The sequence below is a fragment of the Sphingomonas sp. SP6 genome, from assembly GCF_058313435.1.
The window spans coordinates 553,571-567,402 of record NZ_JBZFLG010000003.1 but is presented as its reverse complement, the minus strand read 5'-3'; the positions used below and the strand labels follow the sequence as shown (position 1 = coordinate 567,402).

At 70.8% G+C, this 13,832-nt stretch carries 13 protein-coding genes; 5 read left to right on the top strand and 8 right to left on the bottom strand.

Going from position 1 to position 13,832, the window contains the following annotated elements; genetic code table 11:
- Positions 1-4 precede the first annotated feature (4 nt).
- From AC4GYY_RS12970 to pyrE, 4 genes are read right to left on the bottom strand one after another with little or no spacing between them, the layout of a single operon-like run.
- Positions 5-730 (bottom strand): pyridoxine 5'-phosphate synthase, encoded by a 726-nt coding sequence (locus AC4GYY_RS12970; protein WP_491121053.1) that lies wholly within the window; start codon positions 728-730, stop codon positions 5-7.
- Entirely contained in the window at positions 727-1,212 is a 486-nt protein-coding gene (locus AC4GYY_RS12965) for a hypothetical protein (RefSeq protein WP_491121051.1), read from the bottom strand. The genes AC4GYY_RS12970 and AC4GYY_RS12965 overlap by 4 nt, the downstream gene beginning before the upstream one ends.
- Positions 1,209-2,285, bottom strand: a complete 1,077-nt coding sequence (locus AC4GYY_RS12960; protein ID WP_491121049.1) for a serine hydrolase domain-containing protein — start codon at positions 2,283-2,285, stop codon at positions 1,209-1,211. Before AC4GYY_RS12960 ends, AC4GYY_RS12965 begins: the two co-directional genes overlap by 4 nt.
- Positions 2,282-2,863 (bottom strand): orotate phosphoribosyltransferase, encoded by a 582-nt coding sequence (gene pyrE, locus AC4GYY_RS12955; protein ID WP_491121047.1) that lies wholly within the window; start codon positions 2,861-2,863, stop codon positions 2,282-2,284. Before pyrE ends, AC4GYY_RS12960 begins: the two co-directional genes overlap by 4 nt.
- Before the next feature lie 196 nt (positions 2,864-3,059).
- Between pyrE and coxB the strand changes: the two genes are divergently transcribed.
- Together coxB and ctaD are read left to right on the top strand one after the other, a co-directional pair.
- Positions 3,060-4,265, top strand: coding sequence for a cytochrome c oxidase subunit II (gene coxB, locus AC4GYY_RS12950; RefSeq protein ID WP_491121045.1), 1,206 nt, complete (start codon positions 3,060-3,062; stop codon positions 4,263-4,265).
- A gap of 1 nt (position 4,266) precedes the next feature.
- Positions 4,267-5,943, top strand: coding sequence for a cytochrome c oxidase subunit I (gene ctaD, locus AC4GYY_RS12945; protein WP_491121043.1), 1,677 nt, complete (start codon positions 4,267-4,269; stop codon positions 5,941-5,943).
- A 57-nt stretch (positions 5,944-6,000) separates the two neighbouring features.
- On the opposite strand, the gene AC4GYY_RS12940 is transcribed toward ctaD, so the two are convergent.
- Positions 6,001-7,338, bottom strand: a complete 1,338-nt coding sequence (locus AC4GYY_RS12940; protein WP_491121042.1) for a formimidoylglutamate deiminase — start codon at positions 7,336-7,338, stop codon at positions 6,001-6,003.
- A 47-nt stretch (positions 7,339-7,385) separates the two neighbouring features.
- Here AC4GYY_RS12940 and hutI point away from each other — a divergent pair, with 47 nt between their 5' ends.
- Positions 7,386-8,576, top strand: a complete 1,191-nt coding sequence (gene hutI, locus AC4GYY_RS12935) for an imidazolonepropionase (RefSeq protein WP_491121040.1) — start codon at positions 7,386-7,388, stop codon at positions 8,574-8,576.
- Positions 8,577-8,831: 255 nt separating this feature from the next.
- The gene (locus AC4GYY_RS12930) at positions 8,832-9,704 is read left to right on the top strand and encodes a cold-shock protein (protein WP_491121039.1); all 873 of its coding nucleotides are present in this window, start codon (positions 8,832-8,834) and stop codon (positions 9,702-9,704) included.
- Between the two features lie 80 nt (positions 9,705-9,784).
- Here the strand turns inward: AC4GYY_RS12930 and trmB are convergent, their stop codons facing one another.
- Both trmB and AC4GYY_RS12920 read right to left on the bottom strand, forming a co-directional pair.
- Positions 9,785-10,462 carry a tRNA (guanine(46)-N(7))-methyltransferase TrmB gene (gene trmB, locus AC4GYY_RS12925; RefSeq protein WP_491121037.1) on the bottom strand — a complete coding sequence of 226 codons (678 nt, stop codon included), beginning with the start codon at positions 10,460-10,462 and terminating at the stop codon, positions 9,785-9,787.
- Positions 10,455-11,852 carry an RNB domain-containing ribonuclease gene (locus AC4GYY_RS12920; RefSeq protein WP_491121036.1) on the bottom strand — a complete coding sequence of 466 codons (1,398 nt, stop codon included), beginning with the start codon at positions 11,850-11,852 and terminating at the stop codon, positions 10,455-10,457. The genes trmB and AC4GYY_RS12920 overlap by 8 nt, the downstream gene beginning before the upstream one ends.
- 61 nt (positions 11,853-11,913) lie before the next feature.
- Here AC4GYY_RS12920 and AC4GYY_RS12915 point away from each other — a divergent pair, with 61 nt between their 5' ends.
- Complete coding sequence (locus AC4GYY_RS12915) at positions 11,914-12,558, top strand: phosphatase PAP2 family protein (protein ID WP_491121034.1); 645 nt, start codon at positions 11,914-11,916, stop codon at positions 12,556-12,558.
- Between the two features lie 5 nt (positions 12,559-12,563).
- On the opposite strand, the gene metK is transcribed toward AC4GYY_RS12915, so the two are convergent.
- The gene (metK, locus tag AC4GYY_RS12910; protein ID WP_491121032.1) at positions 12,564-13,784 is read right to left on the bottom strand and encodes a methionine adenosyltransferase; all 1,221 of its coding nucleotides are present in this window, start codon (positions 13,782-13,784) and stop codon (positions 12,564-12,566) included.
- Positions 13,785-13,832: the final 48 nt, after the last annotated feature.

The following is a 13,832-nucleotide window of genomic DNA, read 5'->3' as shown; positions in this document are numbered from 1 at the left end:
TCCGTCACCCACGTGCCGCCTCCATCGCGTCGCGCATCCGGCGGATGCTCTCCGCCAGCCCGACGAAGATCGCCTCGCCGATCAGGAAATGGCCGATGTTGAGCTCCACCACCTGCGGTATCGCGGCGACGGGAGCGACGTTGGCGGTGGTGAGGCCGTGGCCGGCGTGGACCTCGATCCCGTTCTTCGCCGCCAGCGCCGCCGCGTCCGACAGGCGGCGCAATTCTTCCGTCTGCGCCTCGCCAGCCAACTCGCAGTAACGCCCGGTATGCAGCTCGACCACCGGCGCGCCGAGGCGGCGGGCGGCGTCGATCTGCTGTGCGGAGGGTTCGATGAACAGCGACACGCGGATGCCGTTCTCGCCCAGCGCACGGACCAGCGGGGCGAGCCGATCGAACTGCCCGGCGGCGTCGAGCCCGCCCTCGGTCGTCACCTCCTCGCGCTTCTCGGGGACGATGCACGCGGCGCGGGGTCGGTGGCGCAGCGCGATCGCGACCATCTCCTCGGTCGCCGCCATCTCCAGGTTGAGCGGCACCGTCAGCTCGGCCATCAGCCGCGCGACGTCATCGTCGCGGATGTGGCGCCGATCCTCGCGCAGATGCGCGGTGATCCCGTCCGCCCCTGCCTCGACCGCGAGCAGCGCCGCCGCGACCGGATCGGGATGCACGCCGCCGCGCGCGTTGCGGACCGTCGCGACGTGATCGATGTTGACGCCGAGACGAAGGGTCATCGCCGCGGTCCCGTGCCCGCGAACCAGGCCAGCGCCGCCGCCGAGCCGAGGCCGACCGTCGCCTGCATCGCGCCGCTTCCCGGCGGAAGCAGCAGGGCGATCGCGCCGACCACGGTCATCACCACCGCGAGCCCGATATAGCCGACCCCGCCGCCGGCCCACCACAGCCCGACGAAGTGGAGACCGACGATGATTCCCACGATCGGCAGCAGATAGCCATCGAGCCGCAGCCGGTGCAGCGCCGCCCCGGCGCAGAAGAGCGCGGCGACCTCGCCCGCCACCGCGATCCGGTATCGGCCAATGCGAAACAGCCCGGTGCGCCGCTCGTCCATCCGCCAGGCGTTCCACGCCAGCGCGACGATCGTCACCGCCCCCGCCGCGCCGACGGCGACGCTCCAGGGCCGTCCGAGCGCCGACGCGCCGAGGAACAGCCACAGCCCGGCGAACGCCAGCCCGATCGCGCGGCCGGTGAACGGCGTCACCCGCACACTCCGGCGGACAGCAGATCGTAGCTCAAGCCCTTGCCCTGCCACACCTCGCCGAAATCCTGTTCGGCACGGTTGGCGAAGACGATCGCCACCGCGTCCCATTCGGGCAGGATGAAGTTGCGGACCTGGACGCCGCCGATCTGGCCACGCCGCTCGATGACGCGGGTCGGATGCTCGCAGCCCTTCAGCTTGGCGGTGAACGCCCATTGCCCAAGCGCGATCGAGCCGAGTTCGGGGCGGCCGTCCCACATCTCGTCGCGCCGGGCGGCGGGGAGCAGCTTGCCCTTCATCAGCGCGCGATCGAAGCGCCACAGGTCGAACGCGCTGCCGTAGAGGCCGGCGGCGGCGCCGAAGGCGGTCAGGTCGATGTCGCTGTCCGGACGGCCCGCGATCGTGCCGCCGACGACGGGCAGCCGCGTCGGGAACGCGCCGGTCGACAGCATCCCGAGCGGCGCGGCCAGCCGCTGGCGGACCAGCCGCGGCCAGCTCTGCCCCGTCACCGTCTCGAGCAGAGCGCCCGCGACGACATAGTCGCAGTTGTTGTATTCCCAATTGCCGCCCGGCGGCCGCTTGACCGGCCCGGCGCAATAGCCGGTCAGCGGATCGCGGCTGCCGGTATAACCGGGCGTGTCGTAAGCGGGGATCGCATCGGGCGCGTCCGACTGCGCGGTGTCGTCGGGGTTGGGCAGGCCCGATTGGTGACGAAGCAGTTGGCGCACCGACACCTTCGCCGCATTGGGGCTTTTGAACCCGGGCAGATAGGTCGCGACCGGGGCGTCGAGGTCGATCCGACCGGCGGCGACTTCCTGCATCACCAGCGTGGCGACGATCTGCTTGGTGACCGAGGCGAAGCGCCACTTGCCGCGCGCCGCGGCGATCCCCGCGCCCCAGCGGCCCTTGTAATAGACCTTGTCGAAGCGGCTGACGATCACCTCGCCGCCCTGTTTCAGTCCGCTCGCGGCGACGACCGCGTCGATCCTCTTCGCGCGATCGGTCGCGGCATTGGCCGATGCGGTCGCCGGAAGCAGCGCAAGCCATGCCGCGGCACAGGCAGCGAGACGCCTCACGCCGCCCGGCTCCCCGGCTTGATCGCGGGGATCGCCGCTAGCTCGGGCGGCAGCGCGTCGGCGGCGTAGGTCGGTACGTCCAAGCGGATCAAGGGAAAGAACGGTACGCCGATGTCGGCCGTGCCGTTCGAGCGGTCGACGAGGGCCGCGCCCGCGATCACGCGCCCGCCCGCCGCCTCGATCGCCTTGATCGCCTCGCGCGATGAAAGGCCGGTGGTGACGACGTCCTCCATCATCAGCACCTCCTGTCCCGGCTCCAGTCGGAAGCCGCGGCGCAACTCGAACGCGCCTTGCGGGCGTTCGACGAACATGGCCTCGACGCCGAGCGCGCGGGCCATCTCGTGCCCCGCGATCACCCCGCCCATCGCCGGGGAGACGACCGCGGTGATCCGCCCGCGGAGATGGCCGGGGATCCGGCCCGCAAGCGCTTCGGCCAGCCGCGCACCGCGGCGCGGGTCCATGAGGACGCGCGCGCATTGCAGGTAGCGCGGGCTGCGCAAGCCCGAGGACAGGACGAAATGCCCCTCGAGCAGCGCATCCGCCGCGCGGAACTCGGCCAGCACCTCGTCGTCGGTCATGCGCGTCATCCTCCGCCGCCTGCTTAGAAGCCGTGGGTCGGAGGCGCAACGAACCGCCGTCACGAAAAACGAAGTCGACCGCTTGAGGCGCGGGGACCTGCCGCCTATAGGCCGGCGAACATGACCGGATTTGCGTGTGGCCGCAGGTGGCTGCGCCGATCCGCCGCCATGGCGCGGAGGGGTTGACGACGCTGTGATGACCAAGGGTTTCAGAGGTTTGACGCTTGTGACGGCGCTCGCGCTCGCGGGCCTCGGCAGCGCCGGCGTGGCGCAGAACACGACCGCGGCGGCCGCGCAGCCGACGGCGACCGCCGCCACCGCGGCGCAGGCGGCCGGCGGGCAGGGCTCCGCCTCGACCTCCGGCGCCGCCGCGACCGCGCCGACCTCGACCACCGCACCCGCGACCGCCGCGCCGGCCTCGCCGCTGCTCGCGCAGGACGGCGCGCCCGCGATGGCGGTCGATCCGGTGATCGGCCATCCGAACGACGGATTGGCCCGCATCCAGCCGCAGGTCACCAAGAACGGCTTGCGCGCGCATCAATTCCATGACGCGATCCTCGTGCCGCTGATCACGGTGATCTCGCTGTTCGTGCTCGCGCTGCTCGGGTGGGTCGCCTATCGCTATCGCCGGGCGAAGAACCCGGTCCCCTCGAAGACGAGCCACAACACCGCGATCGAGATCGTGTGGACCGCGGCGCCCGTGCTGATCCTGGCGGCGATCGCGATTCCGTCGATCGGGCTGCTCGCGGCGCAGTTCAAGCCGGCGCCCGCCGGCGCCGTGACGCTCAAGGCGATCGGCAACCAATGGTATTGGAGCTACCAATATCCGGACAATGGCGGGATCGAGATCACCGCCAACATGCTGAAAGAGCAGAACCAGGTGGGTGCGGGCGAGCGCGCGCGCACCGATGCGGACGGCCCGCGGCTGCTCGCCGCCGACAACCGTGTCGTCCTTCCCGTCGGCGTGCCGATCCGGCTGATCACCACCGCCAACGACGTGATCCACAGCTGGGCGATGCCCGCCTTCTGGATCAAGCTCGACGCGATCCCCGGCCGGCTGAACGAGACCAGCTTCACGATCGACAAGCCGGGCCTCTATTTCGGCCAATGCTCCGAGCTGTGCGGCGCGCGGCACGCCTATATGCCGATCGCGGTCGAGGCGGTGCCCCCGGCGGTATTCGCCGCCTGGGTCAAGGCCAAGGGCGGGTCGATGCCGGGCTCGGTCCAGCCGTCCGCCGCGGTGATCCCGCAGCCGGGCGCCGCCGGGTCCGCGGCCGAACAGGCGGGCGGCAACACCGCCGCCGCCGCGACCGGCCCGGTCGACAACGCCGCTGCCGCCGCAGCCCCCACGACGACGCAAGGCGCCACCGCCAATCCGGCGGCCGGCAACGCGGGAAACTGAGATGACCGACACCGCCCTCAACCCGCTCGCCTTCCAGGCGCACGGCGACCACGCGCACCATCACGACGCGGACCACAAGCCGGGGTTCTTCGCGCGCTGGTTCATGTCCACCAACCACAAGGACATCGGGACGCTTTACCTGATCTTCGCGATCACCGCGGGGATCATCGGCGGCGCGATCTCGGGCCTGATGCGCGTCGAACTGCGCGAGCCGGGGATCCAGTATCTCCCGACCTGGCTGGCGATGCTCCACGGTCCGGGCACGTTCGACGAGGCGATGCACCTGTGGAACGTGATGGTGACCGCGCACGGCCTCATCATGGTGTTCTTCATGGTGATGCCAGCGATGATCGGCGGGTTCGGCAACTGGTTCGTGCCGCTGATGATCGGCGCGCCCGACATGGCCTTCCCGCGGATGAACAACATCAGCTTCTGGCTGCTGGTCCCCGCCTTCACCTTGCTGCTCGCCTCGCCGTTCTTCGGCGGTGCGGGGACCGGCTGGACGGTCTATGCCCCGCTGTCGACCTATGGCGAGCCGGGGCCGTCGGTGGACATGGCGATCCTGTCGCTCCACTTGGCGGGCGCGTCGTCGATCCTCGGCGCGATCAACTTCATCACCACCATCTTCAACATGCGCGCGCCGGGCATGACCCTGCACAAGATGCCGCTGTTCGTCTGGTCGGTGCTCGTCACCGCCTTCCTGCTGCTGCTCGCGCTGCCGGTGCTCGCGGCGGCGATCACCATGCTGCTGACCGACCGGAACTTCGGGACGACCTTCTTCGATCCGGCGGGCGGCGGCGATCCGGTGCTGTACCAGCACCTGTTCTGGTTCTTCGGCCATCCCGAGGTGTACATCATGATTTTGCCGGGCTTCGGCATGATCAGCCACATCATCTCGACCTTCAGCCGCAAGCCGGTGTTCGGCTATCTCGGCATGGCCTACGCCATGGTCGCGATCGGCGTCGTCGGCTTCGTGGTGTGGGCGCACCACATGTTCACGACCGGCATGAGCGTGAACGTGAAGATGTACTTCACCGCCGCGACGATGGTGATCGCGGTGCCGACCGGCATCAAGATCTTCAGCTGGATCGCGACGATGTGGGGCGGCTCGCTCTCGTTCAAGACCCCGATGGTCTGGGCGATCGGCTTCATCTTCATGTTCACCGTCGGCGGCGTGACCGGCGTGGTGCTGGCCAACGGCGGCGTCGACGACTATATGCAGGATACCTATTACGTGGTGGCGCACTTCCACTACGTGCTCAGCCTCGGCGCGGTGTTCTCGCTGTTCGCCGGCTTTTATTACTGGTTCCCGAAGATGTCGGGGCGGATGTACAACGAGCTGCTGGGGCAGCTGCACTTCTGGGTGTTCTTCACGGGCGTGAACGTGCTGTTCTTCCCGATGCACTTCCTGGGTCTGCAAGGGATGCCGCGCCGGTATCCGGACTATCCGGATGCGTTCCGCTACTGGAACGAGATCGCGACCCACGGGTACGAGATCATGGCCGCGGGGATGCTGATCTTCTTCGTCAACATCGGCTACTCCCTGTTCGCTGGCAAGAAGGCGGGCGACAATCCCTGGGGCGACGGCGCGACCACGCTCGAGTGGACGCTCAGTTCGCCGCCGCCGTACCATCAGTTCGAGACGCTGCCGGTGATCGAGGCCGATCACCACCGTTGATCGCTCGCCGAACGGCAAACCGGACGCCCCGCGGGAGACCGCGGGGCGTTCCGCGTGTCAGGCGCCGAGCAACCGCTTGATCGTCCAGCGATAGCGCTCGACGATGGGCTCGCGCTCGCGGTGCCGGCCCGCTGCGACGACGCGCTCGCCCCTCCGCCACACGCCCGCGATCGCCTCGCGCCCGCCCGAAAACACGAGCGCATCGATCAACGCCGCTTGTCCCCGACCGACCAGCGAGGGGTGGTCGAGATCGAGCGCGACGAAATCCGCCGTCGCGCCAACCGCGATCTCGGCCCGCGCCCCGAGCGCCTGCGCGCCGCCCGCGGCCGCCGCGCGCCAAAGCGCGTCGCCGTTCGAGCCGCCGCGCGCCACCAGCCGCGTCCGCCCCCGCGCTGCGAGCCTCTGACCATATTCGAGCAGCCGCAGCTCCTCCGCCGCATCGATCCTGACGTTCGAATCGGAGCCGATGCCATACGCTCCACCCGCGGTGACGAACGCCTCGGCGGGAAACAGCCCGTCGCCCAGGTTCGCCTCCGTCATCGGGCACAGCCCGACGACCGCGTTCGACGCCGCCAGCGCCCGCGTCTCGGTGTCGGTGAGATGGGTCGCGTGGATCAGGCACCAGCGCGCATCGACCGGCGCGTGATCAAGCAGCCATTCGACCGGCCGCGCGCCGCTCCAGGCGAGGCAGTCGGCGACCTCCTTCACCTGCTCGGCGACATGGATGTGGACCGGTCCGTCGCCGAGTCGCGCGACCTGGCTCAGCTCCGCCGGCGTCACCGCCCGCAGCGAATGCGGGGCGACCCCGACCACCGCATCGGCCAGCCCGACGCTCGCCGTCCGGGCGTCGTCCACCAGCGCGGCATAGCCGTCCGGCGAGAGGACGAACGGCTGCTGCCGCTCGGCGACGGCGACGCCGCCGAACCCGCCGTGCGCGTAGAAGACGGGGAGGTACGTCAGCGCGATCCCCGTCTGCGCCGCCGCGGCGACGATCGCCTCGGTCATCGCCAGGGGGCCGGCGGCCCCGACCCCGTGAAGATAGTGGAACTCGCCGACGCGGGTGAAGCCGGTCTCGAGCATCTCGGCGTAGGCCATGGCCGCAATCGCGCGGAGGTCGTCCGGGGTGATCGCCGCGGCGAAGCGGTACATCGTCTCGCGCCAGGTCCAGAAGCTGTCGTCGCTCGGCCCCGCCACCTCGGCCAGCCCCGCCATGCCGCGCTGGAAGGCGTGGGAGTGTAGGTTGGGGAGGCCCGGGATCGCCGCTGCGACGCGCACGTCGCCGGGCTGCGCGGCGCCGGTCCCGATCGTCGTGAAGACGCCCGCCGCCGCTGTGGCGCGAACGTCCCGCGCCCAGCCGCCCGGCAGCATCGCGTGCGAGAAGAAGAAGGTCGGCATGGCGGCGACTCTCCCCTTTCACGGCCGAACCTGCAATGCTCCGTCGCATGATCGCCGACCGCCTGTGGACCGACGCGCGACTCGCCACCATGAAGGGCGAGGGGCTGGGTGTCGTCGAGGACGGCGCAGTGGCGGCGAGCGACGGGCGGATCGTCTTCGCCGGGCCGGCCGCCGACGCGCCGAGCGCGCGCGAGACGATCGCCTGCGAGGGACGCTGGATCACCCCGGGCCTGATCGACTGCCACACGCATCTGATCCACGGCGGCGACCGCGCGGACGAGTTCGAGCGGCGGCTGGGGGGGGCGTCGTACGAGGAGATCGCACGCGCTGGCGGCGGGATCGTCTCGACCGTCCGCGCGACCCGCGCGACGGGCGAGGACGCGCTGCTCGCCGCCGCGCTTCCCCGGCTGGACGCGCTCCTCGCCGAGGGGGTGACCACCGTGGAGGTCAAGTCGGGCTATGGGCTGGATCTCGCCACCGAGTCGCGGATGCTGCGCGCCGCCCGCCGACTGGGCGAGGCGCGCGCCGTCGGCGTCACCACCACCTTCCTCGGCGCGCACGCGGTCCCGCCCGAGTTCGCCGGCGACGCCGACGGCTATATCGACCTCGTCTGTCGCGCGATGATCCCCGACGTCGCCGCGGGCCGCCTCGCCGATGCGGTCGACGCTTTCTGCGAGGGCATCGCCTTCTCGCCCGAACAGGTGGCGCGCGTGTTCGCGGCGGCGACGGCGCACGGACTGCCGGTCAAGCTCCATGCCGAACAGCTCTCGAATCTCGGCGGCGCGGCCCTGGCCGCTCGGTTCGGCGCACTCTCGGCGGATCATCTCGAACATCTCGACAGGGATGGAATCGCGGCGATGGCGGCGGCGGGGACGGTCGCGACGCTGCTGCCCGGAGCCTATTACTTCACCCGCGACACCCATTTGCCGCCGGTCGCGGCGCTGCGTTCGGCGCGGGTTCCGATCGCGCTGGCGACCGACTGCAACCCGGGGACGTCGCCACTGACCTCGCCGCTGCTGGTCCTGAACATGGGCGCGACGCTGTTCCGACTCACCGTGGAGGAGTGCCTGCGCGCCGTGACCGTGGTGGCGGCGCGGGCGTTGGGGCGGGCGGATGTCGGCGTGCTCGAGGGCGGACGGCTCTGCGATCTTGCGATCTGGGACGTCGAACGCCCGGCCGAGCTCGTCTATCGGATCGGCTTCAACCCGCTGTGGCGACGGGTGGTGCGCGGAGTCTAGTCGCTCGCTCCGCCCCGTACGACTCGAATCGCGGCGCTCGTCCGCGGCCGCGGTGTGCCTTCACGGCGACACGTCCGCATCCTTCGCACGGCGACGCTTGCCGCCTGCGCAGAATCCGTTCGCACGATGCGCGATCATGAGCTATGGTGACATTATGGCACCCGTGGGATCGGGTGACTTTGGGGCCCTTCGTTCGCCGTCCTGCGCGAGAGGCTTTGGAGACGGATGGGCGGGATCGGGAAGACGAATCAGGTTATGAGTTTCGACAAGGGTGGCCGCGGCAACCGTGGCGGGCGCGGGCGCGACAAGCGAGACGATTTCGGCGGCGGCGGCGGTGAGTTCGGCGGCGGTGATTTCGGCGGCGGCGGCTTCGGCGGTGATCGCGGCGGCTTTGGCGGCGGCGGCTTCGGCGGCGGTGGCGGCGGCTTTCGTAGCGGCGGCGGTGGCGGCTTCGGTGGTGGCGATCGCGGCGGGTTCGGCGGCGGTGGCGGCGGCGGGTTCCGCGGCGGCGGCGGTGGCGGCGGCTTCGGCGGCGGTCGTGGCGGTGGCGGCGGGATGCCCCCGCAGGTCATCGGCGAGGGCACCGGCGTCGTGAAGTTCTTCAACGCGCAGAAAGGCTTCGGCTTCGTCGTGCGCGACGACGGCGGGGAGGACGTGTTCGTCCACATCTCCGCGGTCGAGCAGGCGGGCCTGGCCGGCCTGGCCGAGGGACAGCCGCTCGGCTTCACCCTGGTCGACCGCGGCGGGCGCATCTCCGCGACCGAGCTCAAGATCGACGGCGAGCCGATGCCGGTCACCGACCGCGCGCCTCCGCGCGAGCCGCGCGAGGGTGGCTTCGGCGATCGCGGCCCGCGTCCGGCCGGCGGCGGCTTCGGTGGCGATCGCGGCGGCGCGCCGCAGCGCCAGCTGACCGGCGAAAAGGCGACCGGCACGGTCAAGTTCTTCAACGCCATGAAGGGCTTCGGCTTCATCCAGCGCGACGACGGTCAGCCGGATGCCTTCGTCCACATCTCCGCGGTCGAGCGCGCGGGCATGCCGACCCTCAACGAGGGCGACAAGCTCCAGTTCGAGCTCGAGGTCGATCGTCGCGGCAAGTACGCTGCGGTCAATCTCTCTCCCGGCAGCTGACCCGATCCTCTCCGCAAGGGCGCGGGGAGGGTGACGTGAGGCGCGGTCCCATCGGTGGGGCCGCGACTTTCGTGTGTGGGTCAGACCCTCAGGTAGCGGAAATACCAGACCTCATGTCCCTGCCGGCGCGCCTTGCGCTCGTAGCGGGTCTCCGGCCAGTCGTCCGGGCGGGTGAGGAAATCGGCGGGGGCGCGGGCCGTCCAGACGAAGTCGCGACGCGCGTCCATCACCATCATGGCCCAGCGGCAATAGGTCGGATCGTCGGTCCCCAGCCGGAACTCGCCGCCCGGCCGGAGTTTCGCGGCGATCACGTCGAGCGGCCCGTCGTTGACCATCCGGCGCTTCGCGTGGCGCGCCTTGGGCCAGGGATCCGGGTGGAGCAGGTACACGCGCTCCAGGCTGGCGTCGGGGAGCCGCTCGAGCACGTCGAGCGCGTCGCCCATGTGCAGCCGCACGTTGTCCAGCTCCCGCTCGCGGACGTGACCGAGTGCGCCGACGACGCCGTTGAGGAAGGGCTCACAGCCGATGAACCCATGTCCGGGCGCCGCGACGGCTCGACCCGCGAGGTGCTCGCCCGAGCCGAATCCGATCTCGACCTCCAGCGGGCGCTCGTCGCCGAACAGCCGCACCGAATCGAGCGGACCCTCCGGAACCTCCAGCCGCGGCAGCAGCTCCTCGACCAGCGCTGCCTGACCCTGGCGCAGCTTGTGCCCTTGGCGGCGGCCGTACAGGCGGCGGATCGTGGCGGGATCATTCATGCTCTTCGTCGTTCCGCGAGAAGGTGATGGTGCGCCGGTCCAGATCGACGGCGTCGAGGCGCACCCGGATGGCATCGCCCGGCGACACGCCCGCGGTCGCCAGCCTGGCGAGGACGCCCTGATCGCGTAGCTGGAACCGGGCGCCGCGATCGTCGACATCGGTGACGATCGCTGCGAACGTGTGACCGACGCATCGCTCCAGCATCGCGGCCTCGGCGAGGTCGACCACCGCGCGGTCGACCTGTCCGGCGCGCGCGTCGGCGCGCGCCATGACCTTGGGCAGCCGAGCGAAGGCCGCCTCGACCTCATCGGAGACGGGCCGCCCGTTCGCCACCGCCAGCGCGGCCTGGCAGACGTAGCGGTCGGCGAGCCGGCGGAGCGGCGCGGTCGCCTGAGCGTAGGTCGCCGCCACCGCCGCGTGCCAGGGGACCTCTCCGGAACGATAGGGCGCATAGGACGCGCCGTCGCCCGCGCGCCGCACCGCGAGCATGAACGCCGCCTGTTTCGGATCGCGCCCGTCGAGCGTGCGCTGATAGTCGGCCAGCGTCGTCGTCTCCGGCCAAACGAGCCCCAGCGCCTGCGCGGCGTGACGCAGGCGGGCGACCGCGCGCCCGTCCGGTCCCGCCATCACCCGGAACAGCCCCGTCCGATGCGCGAGCAAGGCGTCGGCGACCGCGAGGTTGGTCGCCAGCGACAACGCCGCATTCGCCTCTTCCGCGGCGAGAACGGGACGGAAGCCGAGCGTGTAGCCCCCGCCCTCCACAGGCTTCACCTCTTGTTCGGGCGGGTCGACCCGCGCCGCGCCGCGCGCCGTCTCGGCGGCGTGGATCCGGCGGGAGAGCTCGTCGAGGCCGGCGGGCAGATCGCCCGACGCGACGGTCTCATTGGCCAGCTTGGCGCGGCTGCGGACCCGCGCGCGCTCGACGCCGTCCAGCCGCGCCTTGCCATCCGCAGCGACCCGGACATGGAACAGGATCGCGGGCCGTTCGCCGTCGGGCAAGAGGCTCGCGGCGCCTTCGCTCAGCACCGGCGGGTACAAGGGCGCCTTGCCGTCCGGGAGGTACAGGGTCTCGCCGCGCGCCCACGCCTCGGCGTCGACCGCCCCGCTCTCGTCGACGAAGAAGGCGACGTCGGCGATGGCATAATGGAGCAGGATCTCGCTCCCCGCCGTCTCGATCGCGAACGCCTGATCGAGGTCGGTCGCGCCCGCCGGATCGAGCGTCACGAAGGGGATGGCGCCGCGGTCGACATGCTCCGCCGGCCGGCGTCGCGCTGCCGCGTCGGCCTGGGCGAGCACATCGGCGGGGAAGCCCGCGGGGACCTGATATTCCGCGCGGAGTGCGGCAAGCCCGTCGACGAGCGCATGATCGGGGTCGGCGATGGTCCGCATCGTGGGTCCTCTAGGCCGCTCGCCCCTGGGAGCAAAGGCGTGCGCGGGGGGTTCAGCTGCGATGGCCAAGCACAAGACCGCGAAGAAGACGGCGCGCCGATTGGCGGCGACCGAGCATCAGGCGACCGCCGGGGTTGCTCGAACACGCGGCGCGGCGCCCGTCGCGGCGCTCGGCAAGATCGGGGACCTCGCCGATCAGCCTCCCTTATTCGCGCTCGCGGTGGGAACGCTCGCGCTCGGCGCGATCACCCGACGCCGCGATCTCGTCCGGACCGGCGCGCGGATGCTGGCGGCGGAGGCGATCGCGACGGGATTGAAGGGCGCGATCAAGCGCTCGGTCGATCGGACCCGGCCGGCGGACGCGCTGGCCGGCGGAGGGCCGACGCTGGCCAAAGGCAGCGGCGGGGCGGATACCGCCGTCAACTCCTTCCCGTCGGGCCATACCGCCGGCGCGGTCGCGATCGGGCAGGCGGTGGCGCACGAGCGTTCGGCCGCCGCGGTTCCGGCGCGGCTCGCGGCCGGGTTGGTCGGGGCAATCCAGCTCCCCCGCGGCCGCCATTATCTCAGCGACGTCGCGGCGGGAGCCGCGATCGGCTGGCTCGCCGAACGGATCGCGGGGTTGGCGGTCGACGCGGCCGAGCGGGCGTGGGACCGCCGCACTCCGACCGTATCACCCGAGCAGGAGGCCGAAGCGCACCCGAGCTGACGGGCTCAGTCCGCCACCGCCGCCTTCAGCTGGTCCACCAGATCGGTCGCTTCCCAGGTGAAGTGGGTGCCGTCCGCGTCTCGGCCGAAGTGGCCGTAGGCGGCGGTTTTCGAGTAGATCGGCGCGTTGAGCTTGAGGTGCTCGCGGATACCCTTGGGGGTCAGCCGGACGAGCTGCGGCAGCACCGCCTCCAGCTTCGCCTCGTCCACCGTGCCTGTGCCGTGCGTGTCGACATAGACGCTTAGCGGCTCGGCAATGCCGATCGCATAGGAGAGCTGGATCGTCACGCGGCGCGCGAGCCCCGCGGCGACGACGTTCTTCGCGAGGTAGCGCGCGACATAGGCGGCGGAGCGATCGACCTTGGTGGGGTCCTTGCCGCTGAACGCGCCGCCGCCGTGCGGGGCCGCGCCGCCATAAGTGTCGACGATGATCTTGCGCCCGGTCACGCCGGCGTCGCCGTCCGGTCCGCCGATCTCGAACGCGCCGGTCGGGTTGATGTAGATGGCGGTCTCGTCGGTGACGAAGCCCTCGGGAAGGACCTCCTTCATCACGCCGGTCACATAGTCGCGCAGCTCGGCGTATCTGGCGGCGTCGGCATACTCGCCCTTCTCGCAATAGCCGCGCTTGTGCTGGGTCGAGACGACGAGCGCGGTCGCGCGGACCGGACGCTCGTTCTCGTACTGGAGCGTGACCTGGCTCTTGGCGTCGGGCTCGAGGAAGGGCGCGGTCCCGGCGTGACGATCGGCGGCGAGCCGCTCGAGGATCTTGTGGCTGTAATAGAGCGTGGCGGGCATCAGCGCCGGGGTCTCGTCGGTCGCATAGCCGAACATGATCCCCTGATCGCCCGCGCCCTCGTCCTTGTTGCCCGCCTCGTCGACGCCCATCGCGATCTCGGCGGACTGGCCGTGGAGGTTGTTCGAGAAGTCAAACGTGTTCCAGTGGAAGCCGTCCTGCTCGTAGCCGATCCGCTTGACCGTATCGCGCACCGCCTGTTCGATCTCGGCCTGGACTCCCTCGACCCAGGCGCCGTCCTCGTACACGCCGCGCCCGCGGATTTCGCCGGCGAGCACGACCTTGTTGGTGGTGGTCAGCGTCTCGCAGGCGACGCGGGCCTGGGAATCCTTCGAGAGGAACAGATCGACGATCGCGTCGGAAATCTGGTCCGCGACCTTGTCGGGATGGCCTTCCGAAACCGATTCGGAAGTGAACAGGAAGGACTGACGCATCGGAGCTCCGCGTTTGAATCGGGATATAAGGGAAACTTTATATGTCCC